Source organism: Enterobacter cloacae complex sp. IR5428 (assembly GCF_049238585.1).
Taxonomy (GTDB): Bacteria; Pseudomonadota; Gammaproteobacteria; order Enterobacterales; family Enterobacteriaceae; genus Enterobacter; species Enterobacter intestinihominis.
The window spans coordinates 206,370-224,490 of the sequence record NZ_JBMKHV010000001.1 but is presented as its reverse complement, the minus strand read 5'-3'; the positions used below and the strand labels follow the sequence as shown (position 1 = coordinate 224,490).

Sequence of the window (18,121 nt, the reverse complement as noted above, 5' to 3'; positions counted from 1 at the left end):
TTAATTGCCCACAGTGATAATTCATCTCTTGAATCTTTAGACTTCTGGATGTCTAAACGTCCTGAAAAGATGTCATACCGGCTCGCCGCCGACAAACGAGAAAATTTCATCTGTGTTGAAATAAATTCATGTTCACAGAGCGGGTGATGAAGATCCTGCAAACGCGAACCGCTCATCTTCCCAGCCGGTCATGCCCCCGAGCATAATCTTAACCGGCAGACCCAGACGCGCCAGCTTTAGGGCCGCCCTGTCCGCCCCGTTGCAGTGCGGGCCTGCACAATAGACGACAAACAGCGTGCCCTCCGGCCACGCTTTCATCCGCTCTGCGGTGATCTGGCTCCAGGGTAAATGCAGCGCGCCGGGCAGATGCCGCCGGGCAAAGTGTTCAGGCTTTCCGACAACGTGCAGCAGAACAAAGTCCTGCTCACCGCTGGATACCGCGTGATGGACATCGGCGCAGTCCGTCTCGACACTCAGACGACGCAGAAAATGTCCCACAGCTTCCTGCGGCTCAGCAGCCGGAAATTCAGTAACATAGCTCATGAATCTTCCTCATTTGTGGTGTTTGTGTTAACACTACTCTATCCCTTAATTCAGCCCATGAATGCGTCCGCCTATGCCAGAAAACAGCAAAAAGATGACAAACTTAAGACATCCCTCGCCGCGCGCGGTCGTGCTGGCATATGACGGTTTATGTACCTTTGAGTTTGGCGTGGCGGTAGAAATCTTTGGCTTGCCGCGCCCGGAGATGGGCGATGACTGGTATCAGTTTGCCGTGGCGAGCGTGGATGATGGCGAACTCCGGGCAACGGGCGGGATCCGTATTCTGGCCGATGGCGATCTGGGTCTGCTGGAGACGGCGGATCTGGTTGTCGTTCCCGGCTGGCGAGGGCTGGACGAACCCGTACCGGAAGCGCTCTGCCAGGCGCTCCGCGCGGCGCATGCCCGCGGCTGCCAGCTACTCTCGATCTGTTCTGGCGTTTTCGTTCTGGCAGCCTCAGGCCTGCTTGACGGGCGGAAGGCAACCACCCACTGGCGCTACACGCAAGCTCTGAAAACACGCTATCCCGCCATTACCGTGGTCGAAGATGTGCTCTACCAGGACGAAGGCGACATTCTCACTTCCGCCGGAAGCGCCGCGGGGATTGATCTGTGCCTGCACGTGGTGCGCCGGAATTATGGTATGGAAGTGGCAAACCGCGTGGCGCGTCGGCTGGTGATCCCGCCCCATCGGGACGGCTCGCAAACCCAGCAGCTTAGCCGACCGGTGGCTCAGTTGCGGGAGAGCCAGCGCCTCGGCCAGTTGTTTGATTATCTTCACCAGCATCTGGCTGTTTCCCATACCGTCGAATCGCTGGCCCTGCGGGTGGGTATGAGTCAGCGCACCTTTCTGCGCCGTTTCCAGGACGCGACCGGAACAACACCCGCGCGCTGGTTATTGACTGCGCGATTGCAGCGGGCAAAAGATTATCTCGAAAACAGTCGGCTCAGCATCGACAATATTGCGGAACAAACCGGATTTGGACAAAGCGCCACGCTGCGCCACCATTTCCGGCAGCAATTTGCGCTTTCACCCGCGCAATATCGCAAACAATTTTTACCAGTACGATAAACGGGCAAAAAAAAACCGCCATAATCTGGCGGTAAATGCTTGCATGGATAGATTTGTATTTTGGTATCTACGCTCCGGTATTCCATACCGGGATGTGGATCACCTGCAATCTACCACTGTGAGCCTCAACGAAGCATAAACGAATCGATTAACCCGCTTTGGTATTAATTTGCAGATAACGCATCAGCCCCTGCTCTGCACTCTGGCGGGCATCATCATTAATCGCTTCGAGATAAAACGCACGAGAGACCCCATACGGCGCCTGCTCGGATGGGTAAACAGCGAACTGGAAGGTTTTGCCCCTCGCCTTATTGGTACAGCCCAGCTCCCAGCGATCTTCACTTACCTGGGTGCTATTACATTCGACACGTCCGTAATCGCTGGTTAAATACGATCCGACACGGCTTTTTGCTGACTGAATATATTCTGGTTCTTCATTTGAATAGATGCTGGCCGCAGCACCCACCGCAACCACTACGCCCAGAAGTGATAGCACGATTATTTTTTTCATTTATTCGATCCAATCCTTAGCCAGAAAAATCTTATTGTAAATGATTTCCCAATAAATCTAGCTTCTCTTTGCATACCAGAAATGGGAGTTTACAACGACGATATTGCTTTTAAGAATAGTCTTAAGTGAGTTTTATGGCGACCACAATTTTTGACAGTCTATTTTCTCAAATTTAAAGAGTCGAATAATTACTCTATGAAATTATCTCTACGATGACCGTAGCGTATTTTCGGGGGTAAAAGATGTTCAGAAAAGGCTTTTCGCTACTGCTGCTGATTAGTGCACTGTTGTCGGGGCAGATTATGGCGGAGCACAAAGGGCATGAATTTGTGTATGTGAAAAACGCCGACCATCAGCTTCGTCATGAAGCTGACAGCGACGAGTTACGCAGCGCAGCAGAGGAGTCTGCGGAGGGGTTGCGCGAGCACCATGCCTGGCAGAAATCGCGCAAACCGGATACCCACTCTGCGGGTTAGCTGCCTTTACGCTTCGGCAGGGTCTTCATCAAATCGTCAGGGCTGACGGAGGCCACAATGCTGCCCGGAGACGGCATTTTGAAGATGTGATTCTTCATCTTGCCGATAACGTGCATTTCACACGGACGGCAGTCAAACTTCAGCGTCAGTACTTCATCGCCATTCACCAGCTGCATCGGCGTCGCTTTCCAGCTTTTAATATTCCCTTTCGCCTGTTTCGGACAAAGGTTAAAGGCAAACCGCAGGCAGTGTTTGGTGATCATCACCGGCACATCGCCCTTCTCTTCATGCGCTTCATACGCGGCGTCAATCAGCTGCACGCCGTGACGATGGTAAAACGCACGCGCTTTGTGGTTGTAAACGTTCGCAAGGAAAGAGAGATGCGTGTCCGGGTAGACCGGCGCAGGCACCGCTTCGGCCTTACGACTGCCGCGCGGATAGTTTGCCAGGCGTGCTTCATCCAGCATCTCAGCCGTTTCACGGCGGAACTGGTTCAGCAGGCTGTTCGGCACGAACAGCGCATCAGGCAGATTCACCTCAATATTGCGCGCATAATAAATGGTCTGCCCGAGCTTCGCTACGCCATCCTTGAGGTTGCTGAGCGCTTTCTCCGCATTGTTCGCCACCTCGAACAGGCCGTCGAGCGTATGCGTTACGCTGATGCCGTCTTCGCAGGTCATGGTCAGGATCAGCTGCTCTTCCCAGCCACCCAGCGCGATATCCACCGCAATGCGACGCTCGCTGGAGGTCTTGAGCAAGGCCTGCTGCCAGTTGTGATCCAGGTTACGGTTCAGCGCCGCATTCGGGCGGGCTTTGTAAAGGTCGGCAGGCATTTCGTTCGGCCAGACGCGATAACGATTTTCGCCGGTTTTCTCCACCGTATTGGCGCGAAAACCAACCACTTCACGTTTGATCATCACGTTGAGGCCATCGCCGTTCGCCAGCGGCTCTGTAACCTGAACGTCAAGATGATCCTTCGCCACTTTCAGCACTTCACCCACCGGCAGACCGATAAACTTCGGTGAATCGAACGCGCCAATATCCCCTTTGCGCGCATTAACGAAATAATCCGTACTGCCGCGGTGGAACGTTTTGTCCGTCGATGGAATAAAGAAATGCTCTGTACGACCGGCGGACGCGCGCGCCAGGTCACCGCGATCGTCGATGATGGCATCCAGCATCTGACGATAATGGGCGGTGATATTTTTCACGTAGCTCATGTCCTTGTAGCGGCCTTCAATTTTGAAGGAGCGTACGCCGGCATCGATCAGCGCGCCGAGGTTTGCCGTCTGATCGTTATCTTTCATCGACAGCAGGTGTTTCTCGAATGCCACCACGCGGCCCTGATCGTCTTTCAGGGTATACGGCAAACGGCAGGCCTGAGAGCAGTCGCCGCGGTTAGCGCTGCGCCCCGTCTGGGCGTGAGAGATATTACACTGCCCGGAATAGGCCACGCAAAGCGCACCGTGGATAAAGAATTCAATGGTCGCGTCGGTGGCCTGGTGGATATCGCGGATCTGGTTCAGGTTCAGCTCACGCGCCAGAACAATCTGCGTAAACCCGACGTCTGAAAGAAACTTCGCCTTCTCAACGGTGCGGATATCGCACTGGGTGCTGGCGTGCAGCTCAATTGGCGGGATATCCAGTTCCAGAACACCCATATCCTGAACGATCAGAGCGTCAACGCCGGTCTGGTAGAGATCGGTAATAAGACGCTGCGCGGGCTCCAGCTCATCATCATGAAGAATGGTGTTCAGGGTCACGAACACCTTCGCCCCGAAACGGTGGGCGAACGGTACCAGTTCGGCAATGTCGCGCAGGCTATTGCTGGCGTTATGACGGGCACCGAAGCCTGGGCCGCCAATGTAGACGGCATCCGCACCGTGAAGAATGGCTTCACGGGCAATGGCGGCGTCGCGGGCCGGGCTTAGCAGTTCAAGATGATGGGGGTGCAGGCGCATACTTCGTCGTTATCCGTTATGGTCAAAATGGCGGCTATTGTAGTCAGAAGTCTGTGCCAGTGAAACCGTTTTGCAACGCTTTAGCGGGGATAATGGATCAGAGAGTGAAAATGCACCGTCCGGGTGCTGCTGTTACGGTACGCGTGCGGTTTATCGCCGGCAAAACGCACGCCGGAATCAGCGTATAGAGTGCGCCAGACACCGTCGATATGCATATCCAGCTCACCGCTTATCACCACCACGTGTTCAATCACCCCGGCTTCGTGCGGCGTGGACTCACTCAGCGCGCCGGGCGACAGGGTGATGGAGAAATGGTCGAACTTAAGCTGTTCATCCCAGGGGAAAAGCGGTTTCACCACCATCGCTTGCTGCTGCGGATCGAACACCGCCTGCGGTTCGCTCTCTGGAGTGATAAACGCCGAAAAAGGTACGTTCAGCCCGGTGGCAATTTTCCACAAGGTTGAGACCGTCGGGCTGGACTCATTGCGTTCGATTTGCCCAAGCATCGCTTTCGACACGCCCGTCTCTTCCGCCAGTTTCGACAGGCTCCAGCCCCGCGCCTGACGCAGCGCTTTCAGTGTGGTTGCCAGATGTTGAGTGATATCCATGGTTCCTCCCGTTGCAGCAAAGCATACCACTTGTACGCTATAGCGCACAGTGATACCTTATCCCGGACGTTATAACGCACAACGGAGTTCACATGCGATCGACTGCCTATCTCTTTCCTGCCGTGCTGGCCGGTTTTGTTGCCGTTCTGGTGGGCTACGCCAGCTCTGCCGCCATTATCTGGCAGGCGGCTGCGGCGGCGGGCGCCAGTACACAGCAAATCGCCGGATGGATGACCGCGCTGGGGCTCGGGATGGGGATCAGCACGCTTGCATTGTCGTGGTGGTATAAAGCCCCGGTGCTGACCGCCTGGTCGACTCCTGGCGCGGCGCTGCTCGCCACCAGCCTGCAAGGCGTGACGCTGGCGGAAACCATAGGGGTATTTATATTTGCGAATGCGCTGATTCTGCTGTGCGGCGTCACTGGCCTGTTTGCCCGGTTGATGAAACTGATCCCGCACTCGCTTGCCGCCGCTATGCTGGTAGGCGTGCTGTTACAGTTTGGCCTGAAGGCATTCAGCAATCTTGAGGGACACGTGCTTCTTTGCGGCAGTATGCTGGCCGCCTGGCTGGTGGCTAAAGCCGTAGCGCCCCGGTACGCCATTGTCGCCACGCTGCTGGTGGGGGTGTTCGTGGCCTGGGCTGGAGGTGACGTTGTCACGAATAAAATGACGTTATCGGTGATCATGCCGGAATTCATTGCCCCTGCGTTCACCTTCACCAGCCTGATCAGCATCGGCTTACCCTTCTTCCTGGTGACCATGGCGTCGCAGAATGCGCCCGGCTTCGCCACCATGCAGGCATCGGGCTATCCGCTGGCGGTCTCACCGCTGATCGTTGCCACCGGCGGGCTGGCGCTTCTGTTGTCCCCCTTCGGCGTCTATTCCATCTGTATCGCCGCCATCACCGCCGCCATCTGCCAGAGTCCGGACGCCCACCCGGATGCCAGTAAACGCTGGCTGGCTGCGGCGGCCGCAGGTGGGTTTTATCTGCTGGCGGGGGTGTTCGGCGGGTCGATTTCGGGGCTGATGGCCGCCCTGCCGCTGAGCGGCATCCAGACGCTGGCCGGGCTGGCCCTGCTCGGCACTATCAGCGGGAGTTTGTATCAGGCACTGAATCATGAAGCAGAGCGCGACGCGGCGATCGTCACCTTCCTGATGACCGCCAGCGGCGTCACGCTCCTGGGAATTGGCTCCGCTTTCTGGGGGCTGGTGCTAGGTGGGATCTGTTACGCTGTCTTCTCACGCCTTCGCCGCGCGTAGCTGTGACGGCGTGATGCCGGTCATGCTGCGAAAACGGTTACTGAAATGGCTGGCGGAGTTAAATCCGCAGGCCAGCGCGATGTCGGTGAGCGGCGTGGTCGTGTGCTGAATCAGCGCTTTGGCCTTCTCCATGCGGCGCTGCATGACGTACTGATGCGGCGCCAGCCCCATCGACTGGCGGAACATCCGCGCAAAGTGATACTCACTGAGTGCGGCCTGGCCCGCCAGTTCCGCCAGCGTTAAGGGTTGCGCCAGATTTTCCTCGATAAAGGCCAGCACGTTGCGCAGCACAAACGGCGATAGCCCGCCGGTGACCACCGGTAACTTCCACTGGACGCTGGAATAGTGCTGGACCAAATGCGTCAGTAATAAGGTCGACGCAGTGCTCAGGGTGAGCTGATTGGCGTTTTGCTGCCAGTCGCAGCCGAGCAAAAACTGGCGATAAAGGGCGGTGATTTTCGGATCGCTGCCGAAGATTTTTTCATCCAGCGTCAGCGATAGCGGTCGTTTATCCCAGATTTTCTCCCCCACGTCCCGCAGGTGTTCATCGGTGCAGTAGAGGTGCACGAACGACAGGTCATCACGAATATCCCATGTGGATTCGCTCTCTTCCGGCATCAGACAAAAACGGTCCGGCCCGCCGCCATTTTTCCAGCCACCCGGCGTTTTTTGATAGCTTTCATAGCCATCCGCCACGTACAGGCTAAGGGTGTGATGGTTGCTTTTCACGGTGATCGTGTCGTGCTTGTTGTACCACGCCGCCAGTTGAATGCCAGTATTGAGCGCGACGGTTTCCCGCAGCACTGCATTTTTTTGGCGTAACGTTTCAAAGGTGTCGTAAACGAGAGACATGGCCGTAAACAGGTGATTAATCAGACTGTCAGTCTAAGAAGTGTTGCAGCCTGTTACCAGCCATTATGCGAGAAAAAAGCGCAAGAATTTGCAAGTCCGGCGCAAGGCGATGAAAGCCGGGGCCCCCTTCTTTCGCCACACTGTTGTTTTCCGCGGTATGAGAAGAGAGACACCATGAACGCATTACTCTATGGGCTGGTTGTTGTTATCTGGGGCACGACCTGGATCGCCATTTTTTTACAACAGGGGCCGGTTGCAGCGCCGGTCTCCATTTTCTGGCGCTTCGCCGTGGCCAGCGCCACGATGATGATCGTCCTGGTCGCCCTTCGTCGCCTGCGCAGGCTGGCGCTGCGGGATCATCTCTATTGCATGCTTCAGGGTTGCTGCGTTTTCTGTTTCAACTTCTGGTGCTTTTATACCGCCGCCGCCCATATCAATACCGGCCTTGAGTCGGTGATTTTCTCGATGGCCGTACTGTATAACGCCATCAACAGCTTTATCTTCTTCGGCCAGCGTCCACCCGCGCGCTTCTGGACGGCGGCAGCGCTGGGGCTTATCGGGATCATTACCCTGTTCTGGAACGATCTGCTCGCCAGCGGCTGGAACGCGTCATTGCTTACGGGCATCGGGCTTTCCGCCCTCGGCACCTACGGCTTCTCGCTGGGGAATATGATCAGCATGCGTCATCAGCGAAACGGGCTGGAAACCATGACCACCAACGCCTGGGCGATGCTGTATGGCACCGTCGTGATGGGCCTTATCGCTCTCTTCAGGGGCGAAAGCTTTATGCCGGAATGGACGGTGAGCTATATGGGGGCGCTGCTCTATCTTGCTCTGTTTGGCTCGGTGATTGCCTTCGGCGCCTACTTTACGCTGGTAGGCCGCATTGGTCCCGGTAAGGCCGCGTACAGCACCCTGCTGTTCCCGCTGGTGGCGCTGTCGATTTCAACGGTGTACGAGGGTTACGTGTGGCATATCAACGGGATCGTCGGCCTGCTGTTGATTTTGGGGGGAAATATGGTGATGTTTACGAAACCGGAAACCTGGTTCCGCCGCCTGCTGACGGCATAAAATAACGGCCTGCGTAGATGCAGGCCGTTTTTATTATTTTGCTGTCTGATGGACATCAAACATGGTGGCATCGGTCGCCATATCATCCACAACCTGTTTCAGTGTGGCGAATCCCAACGGCGTGTTCTCGTTGGCAAGCTCTTTACCTTCACCTTTACGAACAACTTTAACTACCGGTTTGTTCGTGGCCGCATCAATCAGCTCACCTTCAAAGAAAAGATGCGTATCCATGGTGCGATGGCCAGTTGCCATCTGCGTACCCGCAACCAGCAGCGCGACGGGCACCACTTCATAGAACTGCAAACCTTCTTTCTCTGAGCTCACACCCGTGATGGCGCCGCGGAAGATCAGGCTATGTTTGCCCGGCGTCGTCACAATTGGCTTACGCTGGCCAATCGCGTTTTTTAATGTGTTATTGGTGTAACTCAACAATTCATCAAGCGTTTTTTGCCCAAGCTGTGTGGTTGGCTTTGGTGTCGGATAATAGGTTATCGGGGTCCAGATAATACTGTCGTAGTTCGCCGGATCATAGGAAGGATCGACCCAACGCAAGGTTGGTTTCCCGGTTGCTGATGTCATCTCCTGCAAGTCAGAGTAATTTTTTAAAAAGCCTGAATATTGATCGGGGGCTGCGACTTTTGACGCACAGCCAGAAAGGGCCAACAGGCCAGAAAGCACTGCAACTTTAAAAAAAGTGGAAGTACGCATGATGGAGTTCCGAGTTATCTGCAAGTATGCACTTGAAGTTATAACAAAAAACAGAGGGAAATGTTGTGGCAAAAAATGACGGGGAAGGCACAAATTGTAAAAATAGTGCCCGGACCGGATCCGGGCAGAAAAATATTACTGTTTTATATCTACCTGCCAGAACAGATGTTTGCCGAAGGGATCGATTTCATAGCCCGTGACCTCTTTTCTGACTGGCTCAAAAATGGTCGAGTGGGCAATCATAACCGCCGGCATTTGATCGTGCATCATCTGCTGCGCCTGCTTGTACAGCGCCACGCGTTTTTCGCGATCGGTTATCGATTTTGCTTCGGCAATCAGGTTATCAAACGGCTTATAGCACCATTTGGCCGAGTTCGACCCGCCGTTGGCGGACGTACAGGTAAACAGTGGTCCGAAGAAGTTATCCGGATCGCCCGTCGCCGTTGTCCAGCCCATCAGCGCAGCCTGATGCTCCCCGCCCTTCACGCGCTTCAGGTATTCGCCCCATTCGTAGGTCACGATTTTGGTCTGCACGCCTACTTTCGCCCAGTCCGCCTGGATCATTTCAGCCATACGCTTCGCGTTCGGGTTATACGGCCGCTGCACGGGCATAGCCCACAGATCGATGCTTACGCCGTTGGCAAATCCCGCCTCCTTTAACAGCGTTTTCGCTTTTTCTGGATCGTAATCGTAGTCTTTCAGCTCGCTGTCGGCACTCCAGACGCCAGGCGGCAGCAGGTTTTTCGCCGCCGTGCCGGTGCCGTGGAAGACCGCCTCAATGATGGCCGGTTTGTTAATCGCCATCGCCAGCGCCTGGCGCACTTTTACGTTATCCAGCGGCGGCTTTTGCGTGTTAAATGCCAGGAAACCGGTATTCAGACCGTCCTTGCTCATCAGGTTGATGTCTTTGTTAGCCTTCATACGCGGCAGATCCGCCGGGTTTGGGAACGGCATCACCTGGCACTCATTCTTCTCGACTTTGGCAAAACGCACCGAGGCGTCCGGCGTGATGGTGAACACCAGACGATCCAGCTTCGATTTTCCCTGCCAGTAGTCCGGGAAGGCGGTAAAGAGGATACGGGAATCCTTCTGATATTGCGCCAGTTTAAACGGCCCGGTGCCAATTGGCTGCATATCAACCTTTTCAGGCGTGCCCGCTTTCAGCATGGCATCGGCATACTCCGCCGAAAGAATGGAGGCAAAATACCACGCCAGATCGGCAACAAACGGCGCTTCCGGGTGCGCCAGGGTGAAGCGCACGGTGCGATCGTCAACCTTATCAATGGCGGTAATCAGGTTGCCGAACTCCAGACTTTCGAAGTTGGAATAACTGCCGTTGGAGACGTTATGGTAGGGATGATTCACATCCTTCTGGCGCATAAACGAGAAAATCACGTCATCCGCGTTGAAGTCGCGCGTCGGCGTGAACAGTTTATTACTGTGGAATTTCACCCCTTTGCGCAGGTGGAAGGTGTAGACCTTACCATCCTCGCTCACCTCCCAGCTTTCCGCCAGGCTCGGCACCAGTTCGGTAGTGCCCGGTTTGAAATCGACCAGACGGTTATAAACCGGTACGGCGCTGGCGTCCACGCTGGTCCCCGACGTATAGAGCTGAGGATTGAAATTTTCCGGCGATCCTTCGGAGCAATACACCAGCGTTTTTGCCGCGACGGTGGAACTGACCGTCAGCGCAGCAAGCGCCAGCGTTATCATTGTGAATGTGCTTTTCATCATTTATTCCTGTCTTTTTAATTCGACGGCTAATTACTTCTTTTGCCATTTCATAAATAACATTAAAGTGATGGCGCAAACACATGAAAAATAAATACAGAAGGAAACACTATGGGCTCAGAACTCTCCAGACAATTAACCCAACGCTTTTTCCGCTATCTCGCCATCACCAGCCAGAGCGACCCGAAAGTCAAAACCCTGCCCTCCACCCCGGGCCAGCACGACATGGCGCGGGAGCTGGCGAAGGAGCTGGAAACGCTGGGGTTAGACGATATTGTGATTGATGAGTTCGCCACCGTTACCGCCGTGAAAAAAGGCAATATTCCCGGCGCGCCGCGGATTGGTTTTATTACCCATATCGATACCGTTGACGTCGGTTTATCCCCGGATATTCATCCACAAATATTAACCTTTACGGGAGATGATCTCTGCCTGAATAAAGAAAAAGATATTTGGTTGCGCGTAAATGAGCACCCGGAAATTCTGGCTTATCCGGATGAGGAGATTATTTTCAGCGACGGAACCAGCGTATTAGGCGCAGATAATAAAGCGGCCGTCACCGTGGTCATGACGGTGCTGGAAAACCTCACCGCTGAACATAAGCATGGCGATATTGTGGTGGCGTTTGTGCCCGATGAAGAGATTGGTCTCTGTGGCGCGAAAGCGCTGGATTTGAAGCGCTTCGACGTCGATTTTGCCTGGACCATCGACTGCTGCGAGCTGGGGGAAATTGTTTACGAGAACTTTAACGCGGCGGCGGCTGAAATTCGCTTTACCGGCGTCACGGCGCACCCGATGTCCGCCAAAGGGGTGCTGGTCAACCCGCTGCTGATGGCAACGGATTTCATCAGCCATTTCGATCGCCAGCAAACCCCGGAATGCACCGAGGGGCGCGAAGGTTATATCTGGTTTAACGGCATCCAGGCCGGGCAAAACGAAGCGGTGCTGAAAGCCAACATTCGTGATTTTGACAAAGACGGTTTTGCCGCCCGCAAGCAGCAAATTGCCGATGTGGCAGCGCGGATTGCTGCGCAGCATCCCACGGCAAACGTGGAGTATCGCATTGAAGATACCTACAGCAATATCAGCAATGCGATTGGCGAAGACCGCCGCGCGATCGACCTGATGTTCGAGGCGATGGAATCGCTCGGTATCACCCCAAAACCGATCCCCATGCGCGGTGGCACGGACGGGGCGGCCCTATCAGCCAAAGGCTTGCTCACCCCGAACTTCTTCACCGGCGCCCATAACTTCCACTCAAAGTTTGAGTTTTTACCGCTGTCGTCGTTCGAGGCCTCCTGTCGCACGGCCCTGCAACTCTGTCTGCTGGCCGCGCGTTAAGCGGGTTTGCGTGCGAGCATGGTGGCGAAGCGCAGCTTGATTCGGTTCCCGTTGGCATCGGTACGGTGGAGTTCCCCCACCTCTTCGTTGTACTTGATCAGCTCCCAGCCTTCGTAGTAGTGGCTCAGTTCACCGGTCTTGAAGGCAAACGGGAAACCGACGGTACACGGATAATCCTCCGTATCCATGGCGGAAACGATCAGGTTATAGCCGCCTGGTTTAGTGCAACGCTGCATATTGGCGATAAGACCAGGGATGGTTTTTGCTTCGAGAAACATCAACACGACGGTGGAAAGAATAAAGTCGTATTCGCCGTCAAAGGTCAGGTTGTTCAGATCCTTTATCGCCGTTTGCAGATTCGCGATCCCTTCCGCCGCCTTAATGCGCTCGATGTTATCGATGCTCATCGGGTTTTTATCCCACGCCGTCACGTCATAGCCGTTTGCAGCGAGGTAGAGGCTGTTACGGCCATTTCCGCAACCGAGATCGAGCGTTTTTCCCGGCTTAACAATGTCCGCGCTGAGCAGGACCTCTGAGTGCGTGCGGGTCAGCCCATATTTCTCAGTAAAGTAGTTTTCATCGACAGTCATTATTTTTCCTCAGATTGCATTAGCAGTGCCTTATCAGCGCGCACCAGAAGTTTGCCCTGCATCAGCAAGATAAAAGTACGGACCAGCAGCATCGCGATGATGATGTTGGTGAAAATAAACAGGGGAACCGCGAGGGCATGAAAGAACCCTGACGGACTGCTCTGCCCCAGATGTAAACCGGTGGTCGCCAGCGCCGACACCCCGAACGAGAAGCTCCAGAACGACGCGTTGAACGGCTGCGACAGATACCACGGCATCAGACGCAGCATAAACAGGAGTTGCAACAGACCATAGCCGAAAAGCATTTTGGCGAAGGTGTCCGCTTCGCCGCCGTTGACGCTAAACCAGGCGCTACAAGCCACCAGGGCAGGCGCAAGCTGGATCCCGAGCGAAGTACGAAGCGCCGCGGGCAGTTCGCCCGCGCTGCGCAGGCGTTGCAGAATGACCGGCTCGAGGCTCAGCCAGGAAAAGACCCCGGCACCAAGGAACACCAGCCCCGCATCGTGGAAACCCAGCGCACCGCAGGCCATGGCGCTGATAAAATTGTTCGCTACCGTCGGCAGATACAGTCCCGGCGTCGTGGCCTCTTCCGGATGCTTACCGCGCCACAGCCCGGCGCTTTGCCAGGCGGCATACGCAAGCTGGATCACCACGCCTACGCTAAACAGCACCAGCGACACCGGTCGGCACCACGGCACAAAGCCAATGGCCACCAGTAGCGTTGTGGCTGGAAACAGGCTGACAAAACTGCTCATTACCGGATGCCGCATCTCGGCCAGCACGCTATGTGGAAACCGTACCGCACGGGTAAGAAACGCCACGCTCAGCAGGAACCAGATCGCCACCGCCAGCGCCACCAGGATCTCGCCCGGCAAGCGCGTCACCGGCCAGATAGTACCGGCATAACGCCAGGCGAACCCCATACCTATGGTACCCAGAACCATACCGAAATAACCGGCGGGCAAGTTAAGAACGCGTTGGTCTTGGTTATGCATTTTTTTTAAACTTTAAAATGTATTTTAAATGCCATTTTAAGGGGTTTACCGTGCAGACGCCAGCACTTCGAAACGCCAAAAGTTTGCTACGTTTAGTGAATGGCTTTTCAGGGAAAACACGATGACAAAATACAGGCTTAGCAATGAAACGCGTCTCTGGCGCTGGCAGGACGGATCAACGCCGTGCACAACCCTACTCAGACAGATTATTGCCGCAAAGGATTTTAACGATGTGACCAGCGGGACAAAAGGTGGTTGGGTTGAGGATGAACACGCGCTCGCCCAGGACGGGGATTGCTGGGTTTATGATGAAAACAGCGTGGTGTTTGCCGGGGCCAGGATATCCGGCAACGCCCGCCTCACCCAACCCTGCATCGTAAGCCACCGCGCACACGTAGGCGGCAACAGCTGGCTTGACGCGGCAGAGGTGAGTCACGGCGCGGCAATAAGTGACAACGTCACTATCCAGCACTCCACCGTACGCGGGGAATGCCGTATCGCGGGTGACGCGCGGGTGCTGCATAACAGCATGGTGATTGCAACCAAAGGGCTGACACCCGACCGTGAGCAGATCCTGCAGATTTACGACAGAGCCACGGTCAGCCAGTCGCGTATTGTGCATCAGGCGCAAATCTACGGCGATGCCATGGTGACCTGGGCCTTTGTTGAGCACCGCGCGGAGGTGTTCGACCGCGCCATTCTTGAGGGCAACGCGCTTAATAACGTCTGGGTGTGCGACTGCGCCAAAGTGTACGGCAACGCCCGCCTGCTGGCCGGTTTAGAGGATGATGCGATCCCGACCGTGCGGTACAGTTCACAGGTCGCGGAAAACGCCCTCGTCGAAGGTAACTGCGTGATTAAACACCACGTATTGATTGGTGGCGAGGCGTGGTTACGCGGCGGGCCGATCCTGATTGATGACAAGGTCGTTATTCAGGGGCGCGCGCGTATCAGCGGCGATGTCCTGATTGAGCATCAGGTGGAGATGACAGACGATGCGGCGATCGAGGCGCTGGAGGGTGAAAGCATTCACGTCCGGGGAGCCAAAGTGATCAACGGTGACACGCGGATCACCCGGACGCCGCTGCTGGGGGCGCTATAGCGGGAATAACCTGGCGTACAGGTTTACGTCATCGAAGCGGCCGTTGAGCATTTCCGCTTCCCGCAAACAACCTTCCAGCGCAAAACCGTTGCGCTGCGCCACGCGGTTACTGTTATGGTTAGCCACGCGACATTTGATCACAAAGCGGCGGATCTCGCCGCGCTCAACGTAATAGCGCATAAACGCCTGTAGCGCCTGAGAGAGAATGCCCTGCCCCTGATGCGCTTTGTCAAGCCAGTAGCCGATGTACCCGGCCTTATTCGCAGGCTCTATCGCGTTAAAAGAAAGCACGCCCACCAGCTCGTCCTTCATGAAAATCAGGAACATTTTGGCGTAGCCGCGCTGGTGCAGCATCTGATTGCTCTGAACGTTACGGCGCGTGTCCTCTTCAGTGCCGACATGCTGCGCCCAGTCGAAGGCGGTTTGCAGCCAGGTTTTGTTTTTAATAACGAGGTTGTGCAGATCGGTGGTATAGCGCTCTTCGACGGCGCGAAGCTCGATTTCCTGGGTTACGGGGATAATTTCTGAAGACATAGTGCCTCTTAATTGCCGGGTGCGCTAACGCTTACCCGGCCTACAAATGCGTCCGAATCAGGCCGGGTAAGGCGAAGCCGCCACCCAGCACAAACCCATAAGGACTAACGCATGATCCGGTCATCAACGTAGTTACGTTTGTCCGGCGCGGGCGGGAAATACTGGTACAGCCAGGTCTCGCTGATGGCGTCGCCCTGACAGCGCAGGAACAGACGCATATCGACCGGCTCGGTGGAGTCAGAGGTTGGATACCAGTCAAACAGAATGCGATACCCGTCGAACGGCTCGACGTAGAGGATCTCCACCTGCTTCGCTTCACCGCTGGACAGGGTGATCACCGGCTCAATGCCCTTCGGTGCGGCGGCCTTCAAATCGCCCCCGACGAAGTCGATGGCAAAGCGACGGGCCCACACTTTCGGGTAATTTTCACCCGGCGCCCAGCCCTCCGGGAAGCCGCCCATACCGGTACGGGTAGCGTAGACGTTTGCCAGCGGTGAACGCACCGGCGGCTGCGCGCTCCAGTAGAGACGGTATTTGAAGTCCAGTTCATCACCCGCCTGCACCGGTTTCTCCGGCTGCCAGAAGCAGACCACGTTATCGAGCGTCTCGCCGGTTGTCGGGATCTCCATCAGGGCGATGGATCCTTTACCCCAGTTGTTGCGCGGCTCGACCCACAGGCTTGGTCGCTTGTTATACCAGCCCATGACGTCCTGGTAATGGGAGAAGTCACGGTCAAGCTGCAACAAACCAAAGCCTTTCGGGTTTTTATCCAGATAAGCGTTAAATTGCAGCTTTTGCGGGTTGTTCAGCGGTCGGCAGATCCACTCTCCGTTACCGCGCCACATTGCCAGGCGGTCTGAATCGTGGATCTGCGGATGAATGGTGTCGCACATGCGGCGTTCGTTGTTGCCGCAGCTGAACATGCTGGTCATCGGCGCGATGCCGAGCTGCTTGATGTCTTTGCGCGCATAGAGATGGTTTTCGACGTCCATGATCACCTGGCTCTTCTCACAGTGGATCACAAACTTATAGGCACCGGTAATGCTCGGGCTGTCCAGCAGCGCATAGACGGTAAAGGTGGTATCGCCCGGCTTAACGGTTTCAAACCAGAAGGAGGTGAAATCCGGGAACTCTTCCGGGGTGTCAGTAAAGGTATCCACCGCCAGCCCGCGCGCGGAAAGGCCGTACTGGTAGGTATCATCCACTGCGCGGAAGTAACTCGCGCCCAGGAACGAAACGATATCGCGTCGCGCCAGCTCCGGCGCTTTAAAGACGCGGAATCCGGCGAAGCCGAGGTCGCTCTGACCTTCAAGCTGTTTGGTATCCACGCCCGTATCGCCGTAGCTGAACAGCTCAGGCCGGAAGTGGATCTCACGCGCCTGAGAGGTGGTTTGATCCAGCGAGAACATGCGCACGCGGCGGCGGAACCCCATCCCCATATGGAAGAACTGGGCGTCCAGCTGACGGCCTTCAATGTTATTCCACAGCGACTGTTTCTCATCGTAACGGATGGCGTTGTACGCCTGCGGCGTCATGGTGGCCAGCGTTTCCGGCAGCGGACGCGGCGCACCGCCCCACGCGGTTTTCGCCAGATCGTGCGCCATGGATTGCAGAACAGAGAAGTCAAAGCGACGGCTCTGACCGTCGGCAATGTCGGAGTCAGCAGCATACGCCGCCTGGGAAAACAGAGAAGCAAGGCCAGAAGTGCCGCTCAGGGCAGCCATTGCCAGGGAACCTTTGAGAAAACGTCTGCGATTCATGCCTGAGAAAACGTCCTTATGGTCGTGTGAATGAGTTTCGCGCGCAGCGAAATGACGGCAAGAAAGAACGCACAGCCTAAACAAAAACGGTTAAGAATCCAATTGTTGGCGGGTGATTATCTGAACAAACCGAGAAATATTTTCTGTCGACCAGAACGGCCTGAAAAAGGGGTAAAGTTATGTATAAAAGAGACCCGGCTGGACATCAACAGCCGGGACCAACGAGGCGGTTATTTTACGCTGACATCGATACCCGGGAAGTACTTATCAGCCAGTTTAGCGATCGTGCCGTCGGCACGTACTTTATCAATTGCGGCATCAAGCTGCTTTTTGGTGGCCTCATCCCCCTTACGCAGCCCAAAGCCGATCCCACTGCCGAGGATGGTGTCGTCCGACACCGGTTTGCCGATAAAGCCAAACCCTTTGCCCTGCGGCTTGCTGAGGAAACCTGCCTGCCCGGCCGCTGACATGACCAGCGAGGCATCGATGCGGCCATTCAGCAGATCTCCCCAGGCCATATTCTGATCTTTATAAGACACCACGGTGACACCGTGCTTTTCCCAGTGCTCTTTGGCGTAGGTTTCCTGAATTGAACCCTGGAGAACGCCGATGGTTTTGCCCTTCAGCCCTTCCGGCGTGGCCTCTACCGCAGAACCGGCTTTGCCCACCAGCTGGGAGGGAATACGGTAGATGGGCTGGGTAAAATCAATGCTCTTACGACGCTGTTCGGTGATGTTCATCGCCGAGTTTATGGCGTCGAACTTTTTCGCCAGCAGACCGGGAATCAACGCATCAAACGAGGTTTCTACCCAGCTGCACTTCAGCGCGGCGGCTTTACAGATGGCATTTCCCAGTTCTACGTCAAATCCTTCCAGCTCCCCTGAGGCATTGCGGCTTTCAAACGGCGGATATTCCGCTTCCAGCCCGTATCGCAACTCGGTAGCAGCAAACGACGAGAATGAACACAGCAGTCCTATGCCGACAACTAACGCGCGTAATTTCATCTCAAA

18 protein-coding genes are annotated in these 18,121 nt (G+C 55.6%); 6 read left to right on the top strand and 12 right to left on the bottom strand.

Translation table 11 applies throughout. The features are described from left to right. Positions 1-132 precede the first annotated feature (132 nt). Positions 133-543: a rhodanese-like domain-containing protein gene (locus ACOTXC_RS00995; protein ID WP_023300088.1), complete on the bottom strand. Its 411-nt coding sequence runs from the start codon at positions 541-543 to the stop codon at positions 133-135. A gap of 73 nt (positions 544-616) precedes the next feature. Here ACOTXC_RS00995 and ftrA point away from each other — a divergent pair, with 73 nt between their 5' ends. Continuing rightward, a complete protein-coding gene (gene ftrA, locus ACOTXC_RS00990; protein WP_063137738.1) occupies positions 617-1,612 on the top strand; it encodes a transcriptional regulator FtrA in 996 nt (331 codons plus the stop codon). A 148-nt stretch (positions 1,613-1,760) separates the two neighbouring features. Here the strand turns inward: ftrA and ACOTXC_RS00985 are convergent, their stop codons facing one another. Continuing rightward, positions 1,761-2,123 (bottom strand): hypothetical protein, encoded by a 363-nt coding sequence (locus tag ACOTXC_RS00985; RefSeq protein ID WP_015570547.1) that lies wholly within the window; start codon positions 2,121-2,123, stop codon positions 1,761-1,763. A 242-nt stretch (positions 2,124-2,365) separates the two neighbouring features. Here ACOTXC_RS00985 and ACOTXC_RS00980 point away from each other — a divergent pair, with 242 nt between their 5' ends. Beyond that, entirely contained in the window at positions 2,366-2,599 is a 234-nt protein-coding gene (locus ACOTXC_RS00980) for a DUF2554 family protein (RefSeq protein WP_063137737.1), read from the top strand. Here ACOTXC_RS00980 and ACOTXC_RS00975 read toward each other — a convergent pair. Both ACOTXC_RS00975 and ACOTXC_RS00970 read right to left on the bottom strand, forming a co-directional pair. Beyond that, entirely contained in the window at positions 2,596-4,560 is a 1,965-nt protein-coding gene (locus tag ACOTXC_RS00975; RefSeq protein ID WP_058646654.1) for a peptidase U32 family protein, read from the bottom strand. The two genes, ACOTXC_RS00980 and ACOTXC_RS00975, sit on opposite strands and share 4 nt — an antisense overlap. A gap of 80 nt (positions 4,561-4,640) precedes the next feature. Further along, the gene (locus tag ACOTXC_RS00970; RefSeq protein WP_032624275.1) at positions 4,641-5,168 is read right to left on the bottom strand and encodes a helix-turn-helix domain-containing protein; all 528 of its coding nucleotides are present in this window, start codon (positions 5,166-5,168) and stop codon (positions 4,641-4,643) included. 92 nt (positions 5,169-5,260) lie between these two features. Between ACOTXC_RS00970 and ACOTXC_RS00965 the strand changes: the two genes are divergently transcribed. Then, positions 5,261-6,427, top strand: a complete 1,167-nt coding sequence (locus ACOTXC_RS00965) for a benzoate/H(+) symporter BenE family transporter (protein WP_421767309.1) — start codon at positions 5,261-5,263, stop codon at positions 6,425-6,427. Here ACOTXC_RS00965 and ACOTXC_RS00960 read toward each other — a convergent pair. Further along, positions 6,407-7,279, bottom strand: coding sequence for a helix-turn-helix domain-containing protein (locus ACOTXC_RS00960; RefSeq protein ID WP_400212652.1), 873 nt, complete (start codon positions 7,277-7,279; stop codon positions 6,407-6,409). The genes ACOTXC_RS00965 and ACOTXC_RS00960 overlap by 21 nt on opposite strands. A gap of 174 nt (positions 7,280-7,453) precedes the next feature. On the opposite strand from ACOTXC_RS00960, the gene ACOTXC_RS00955 reads away from it, so the two are divergent. Beyond that, complete coding sequence (locus tag ACOTXC_RS00955; protein ID WP_045622766.1) at positions 7,454-8,350, top strand: DMT family transporter; 897 nt, start codon at positions 7,454-7,456, stop codon at positions 8,348-8,350. 33 nt (positions 8,351-8,383) lie between these two features. On the opposite strand, the gene ACOTXC_RS00950 is transcribed toward ACOTXC_RS00955, so the two are convergent. Both ACOTXC_RS00950 and ACOTXC_RS00945 read right to left on the bottom strand, forming a co-directional pair. Then, positions 8,384-9,058: a DUF3313 domain-containing protein gene (locus ACOTXC_RS00950; RefSeq protein WP_032624278.1), complete on the bottom strand. Its 675-nt coding sequence runs from the start codon at positions 9,056-9,058 to the stop codon at positions 8,384-8,386. 135 nt (positions 9,059-9,193) lie between these two features. Continuing rightward, on the bottom strand, positions 9,194-10,789 hold the full coding sequence (locus tag ACOTXC_RS00945; RefSeq protein WP_038416040.1) for an ABC transporter substrate-binding protein: 1,596 nt from the start codon (positions 10,787-10,789) through the stop codon (positions 9,194-9,196). A gap of 111 nt (positions 10,790-10,900) precedes the next feature. Between ACOTXC_RS00945 and pepT the strand changes: the two genes are divergently transcribed. Further along, positions 10,901-12,130: a peptidase T gene (gene pepT / locus ACOTXC_RS00940; RefSeq protein WP_193132009.1), complete on the top strand. Its 1,230-nt coding sequence runs from the start codon at positions 10,901-10,903 to the stop codon at positions 12,128-12,130. Here the strand turns inward: pepT and tehB are convergent. Both tehB and tehA read right to left on the bottom strand, forming a co-directional pair. Beyond that, positions 12,127-12,720 (bottom strand): tellurite resistance methyltransferase TehB, encoded by a 594-nt coding sequence (gene tehB / locus ACOTXC_RS00935; RefSeq protein WP_206227832.1) that lies wholly within the window; start codon positions 12,718-12,720, stop codon positions 12,127-12,129. The two genes, pepT and tehB, sit on opposite strands and share 4 nt — an antisense overlap. Further along, the gene (tehA, locus tag ACOTXC_RS00930) at positions 12,720-13,715 is read right to left on the bottom strand and encodes a dicarboxylate transporter/tellurite-resistance protein TehA (RefSeq protein WP_421767308.1); all 996 of its coding nucleotides are present in this window, start codon (positions 13,713-13,715) and stop codon (positions 12,720-12,722) included. Before tehA ends, tehB begins: the two co-directional genes overlap by 1 nt. A 121-nt stretch (positions 13,716-13,836) precedes the next feature. Here tehA and ydcK point away from each other — a divergent pair, with 121 nt between their 5' ends. Next, the gene (gene ydcK, locus ACOTXC_RS00925; RefSeq protein ID WP_421767307.1) at positions 13,837-14,817 is read left to right on the top strand and encodes a YdcK family protein; all 981 of its coding nucleotides are present in this window, start codon (positions 13,837-13,839) and stop codon (positions 14,815-14,817) included. Here ydcK and rimL read toward each other — a convergent pair. The 3 genes from rimL to ACOTXC_RS00910 all read right to left on the bottom strand — a co-directional run bounded on the left by rimL (position 14,812) and on the right by ACOTXC_RS00910 (position 18,115). After that, a complete protein-coding gene (rimL, locus tag ACOTXC_RS00920; protein ID WP_022648080.1) occupies positions 14,812-15,351 on the bottom strand; it encodes a 50S ribosomal protein L7/L12-serine acetyltransferase in 540 nt (179 codons plus the stop codon). The genes ydcK and rimL overlap by 6 nt on opposite strands. Before the next feature lie 104 nt (positions 15,352-15,455). After that, on the bottom strand, positions 15,456-17,111 hold the full coding sequence (locus ACOTXC_RS00915; protein ID WP_032645623.1) for a glucan biosynthesis protein D: 1,656 nt from the start codon (positions 17,109-17,111) through the stop codon (positions 15,456-15,458). 230 nt (positions 17,112-17,341) lie between these two features. Further along, complete coding sequence (locus ACOTXC_RS00910; protein ID WP_023300074.1) at positions 17,342-18,115, bottom strand: ABC transporter substrate-binding protein; 774 nt, start codon at positions 18,113-18,115, stop codon at positions 17,342-17,344. Positions 18,116-18,121: the final 6 nt, after the last annotated feature.

Excerpts from the sequence above, each read along its gene's own strand:
- ACOTXC_RS00995 (WP_023300088.1), bottom strand. The coding sequence starts at position 543 with ATGAGCTATGTTACTGAATTTCCGGCTGCTGAGCCGCAGGAAGCTGTG.
- ftrA (WP_063137738.1), top strand. The coding sequence starts at position 617 with ATGCCAGAAAACAGCAAAAAGATGACAAACTTAAGACATCCCTCGCCG.
- ACOTXC_RS00985 (WP_015570547.1), bottom strand. The coding sequence starts at position 2,123 with ATGAAAAAAATAATCGTGCTATCACTTCTGGGCGTAGTGGTTGCGGTG.
- ACOTXC_RS00980 (WP_063137737.1), top strand. The coding sequence starts at position 2,366 with ATGTTCAGAAAAGGCTTTTCGCTACTGCTGCTGATTAGTGCACTGTTG.
- ACOTXC_RS00975 (WP_058646654.1), bottom strand. The coding sequence starts at position 4,560 with ATGCGCCTGCACCCCCATCATCTTGAACTGCTAAGCCCGGCCCGCGAC.
- ACOTXC_RS00970 (WP_032624275.1), bottom strand. The coding sequence starts at position 5,168 with ATGGATATCACTCAACATCTGGCAACCACACTGAAAGCGCTGCGTCAG.
- ACOTXC_RS00965 (WP_421767309.1), top strand. The coding sequence starts at position 5,261 with ATGCGATCGACTGCCTATCTCTTTCCTGCCGTGCTGGCCGGTTTTGTT.
- ACOTXC_RS00960 (WP_400212652.1), bottom strand. The coding sequence starts at position 7,279 with ATGTCTCTCGTTTACGACACCTTTGAAACGTTACGCCAAAAAAATGCA.
- ACOTXC_RS00955 (WP_045622766.1), top strand. The coding sequence starts at position 7,454 with ATGAACGCATTACTCTATGGGCTGGTTGTTGTTATCTGGGGCACGACC.
- ACOTXC_RS00950 (WP_032624278.1), bottom strand. The coding sequence starts at position 9,058 with ATGCGTACTTCCACTTTTTTTAAAGTTGCAGTGCTTTCTGGCCTGTTG.
- ACOTXC_RS00945 (WP_038416040.1), bottom strand. The coding sequence starts at position 10,789 with ATGAAAAGCACATTCACAATGATAACGCTGGCGCTTGCTGCGCTGACG.
- pepT (WP_193132009.1), top strand. The coding sequence starts at position 10,901 with ATGGGCTCAGAACTCTCCAGACAATTAACCCAACGCTTTTTCCGCTAT.
- tehB (WP_206227832.1), bottom strand. The coding sequence starts at position 12,720 with ATGACTGTCGATGAAAACTACTTTACTGAGAAATATGGGCTGACCCGC.
- tehA (WP_421767308.1), bottom strand. The coding sequence starts at position 13,715 with ATGCATAACCAAGACCAACGCGTTCTTAACTTGCCCGCCGGTTATTTC.
- ydcK (WP_421767307.1), top strand. The coding sequence starts at position 13,837 with ATGACAAAATACAGGCTTAGCAATGAAACGCGTCTCTGGCGCTGGCAG.
- rimL (WP_022648080.1), bottom strand. The coding sequence starts at position 15,351 with ATGTCTTCAGAAATTATCCCCGTAACCCAGGAAATCGAGCTTCGCGCC.
- ACOTXC_RS00915 (WP_032645623.1), bottom strand. The coding sequence starts at position 17,111 with ATGAATCGCAGACGTTTTCTCAAAGGTTCCCTGGCAATGGCTGCCCTG.
- ACOTXC_RS00910 (WP_023300074.1), bottom strand. The coding sequence starts at position 18,115 with ATGAAATTACGCGCGTTAGTTGTCGGCATAGGACTGCTGTGTTCATTC.